Raw genomic sequence first — 2,354 nt, 5'->3', positions numbered from 1 at the left:
TCGACGAGTCGGCCCTCTCCGGCAAGGAACTGCTGGTACGGGAGCTGGGGGCGTCGGTGGTCGAGGAGATCCCGCACGAGTAGGCGGGGGTGCGGACCGCGCTGTCCGGGCCCCGCACTGGAGGAACCCACAAGCCTCCTCGCCCCGCCCCTTCGGAAGCCCGCACAAACCGCACCGGCCCGTTCCCATTAGGCTTCACCCCGTGAAGGTCCTTGTCATCGGCGGCGGCGCCCGCGAACACGCCCTGTGCCGTTCCCTGTCCCTCGACCCCGACGTCACCGCGCTGCACTGCGCACCCGGCAACGCCGGTATCGCCGAGGTCGCCGAACTGCACCAGGTCGACGCCCTCGACGGCGCGGCCGTCACCGCGCTGGCCACCCGGCTCGGTGCCGAACTGGTCGTGGTCGGGCCGGAGGCGCCCCTCGTCGCCGGGGTCGCCGACGCCGTACGCGAGGCGGGCATCCCGGTCTTCGGCCCGTCCGGACAGGCCGCGCAGCTGGAGGGCTCCAAGGCATTCGCCAAGGACGTCATGGCCGGCGCCGGCGTCCCCACGGCACGCTCCTACGTCTGTGTGAACCCGGCCGAGGTCGACGCGGCCCTCGACGCCTTCGGCGCGCCCTACGTCGTCAAGGACGACGGGCTGGCCGCAGGCAAGGGCGTCGTCGTCACCGACGACATCGAGGCGGCCCGCGCGCACGCGAACGCGTGCGACCGCGTCGTCATCGAGGAGTTTTTGGACGGCCCGGAGGTCTCCCTCTTCGCCGTCACCGACGGCGAGAACGTGCGCCCGCTCCAGCCCGCCCAGGACTTCAAGCGCGCGCTCGACGGCGACGCGGGCCCGAACACCGGCGGCATGGGCGCGTACTCGCCGCTGCCCTGGGCCGACCCCAAGCTGGTCGACGAGGTCGTGCAGAGCGTGCTCCAGCCGACCGTCGACGAGATGCGCCGCCGCGGCACCCCGTTCTCCGGACTGCTGTACGCCGGACTCGCGATCACCTCGCGCGGCGTCCGCGTGATCGAGTTCAACGCCCGCTTCGGCGACCCGGAGACCCAGGTCGTGCTGGCCCGCCTCCAGACCCCGCTCGCCGGTCTGCTGATGGCCGCCGCCACCGGCAACCTCGCCGACCTCGAACCCCTGCGCTGGAGCGACGACGCGGCCGTCACCGTGGTCGTCGCCTCCCACAACTACCCCGGCACCCCGCGCACCGGCGACCCGATCACCGGCCTCGACGAGGTGGCCGCCGAGGACGCCCCACACGCCTACGTCCTGCACGCCGGCACCCGCGCCGAGGGCGACGCCGTCGTCAGCGCCGGCGGCCGCGTCCTGTCCGTCACGGCCACCGGCACGGACCTCACCGAGGCCCGCGACCGCGCCTACCGGGCCGTCGCCCGCATCGGCCTCGACGGGTCCCAGCACCGCACCGACATCGCGGCGAAGGCGGCCGCGGGCGCCTGACCCAGCCCTGCGGACACTCCCGCGCGCCCAACCCGACAGGCCCCGGCTCCGTCTCAGGAGCCGGGGCCTGATCCTTGCTGTCCGTCATCCACCTTTCCCCAAAGCCATTCCATCGAGTGACCGATGCGCCATACGGCTGACGGGCACGGAGGCCCCAACTATGGTGCCGCGCAGGCATTCCGGCACTTGGCCCACCGGCATTGCGATGTCAGTGGCGGGTGCCACAGTGGGGGAGTGAGCAAGAGCCGGAGAGCAGCAGGAAAGCCCAGGGCAGCAAGGAGGGGGTGAGGTCCGGCCGTGACCGGTATCGGTGGTGTGGAGATGGGCGCGCAGGCAGCGCGCTCCCGGGCGCTGGCCGTGCTGCGCATCCGCAGCAGGGCGCTGGCGGTAGCCCTGTTGCCCGCTGCGGCCGCCGTGATCCTGCTCGTGGGCGGCTCCACCGGGCACCTCGCGGGCGGGGGCTGGGACACGGCCCGCTGGGCGGTGTCGGCGCTCGCGCTCCTCGTGCTGGCGGCAGCCGCCGGAGTCGCCCTCGTCGTCGCCCGCTCCCGGCCCGCCGTGACCCCGACGGTCACGATCGCCGAGGAGTCGGCGCCGGACCTCTACCGGATGGTGCGCGACCTGGCCGACCGGCTCGACGTCCCCGCCCCCTCCGCGATAGCGCTCACGCCGGACTGCGACAGCTGGCTGGAGGACCGCACCCACCCGGCCCACGGCCCGCCGCCCGTGGAGGAACACGACGACGTGGCCGGCGTCGGCGGACCCGCCCGCCGCCGGACCGCCGCCGCGCCCGTCCTCGTCATCGGCTCGCCCTTCCTGTGGTGGATGCGCGTGGGCGAACTGCGTGCCGTCCTCGCCCCGGTCGTCGCCGGTGCGGGCCCTTCGGCGCACCCCGACA

General features: G+C 74.2%; 1 protein-coding gene and 1 pseudogene. Both read left to right on the top strand.

The window, feature by feature from the left end; all coding sequences use genetic code 11:
- Positions 1-202 precede the first annotated feature (202 nt).
- Positions 203-1,456: a phosphoribosylamine--glycine ligase gene (gene purD / locus EBH09_RS17190; RefSeq protein WP_121747887.1), complete on the top strand. Its 1,254-nt coding sequence runs from the start codon at positions 203-205 to the stop codon at positions 1,454-1,456.
- 297 nt (positions 1,457-1,753) lie between these two features.
- A pseudogene (locus EBH09_RS38975) lies at positions 1,754-2,354 on the top strand (hypothetical protein); the annotation flags it as partial.

The organism is Streptomyces sp. E2N166, from assembly GCF_003671715.1.
Taxonomy (GTDB): Bacteria; Actinomycetota; Actinomycetes; order Streptomycetales; family Streptomycetaceae; genus Streptomyces; species Streptomyces thinghirensis.
This window is presented reverse-complemented; position numbering and strand designations above follow the sequence as displayed.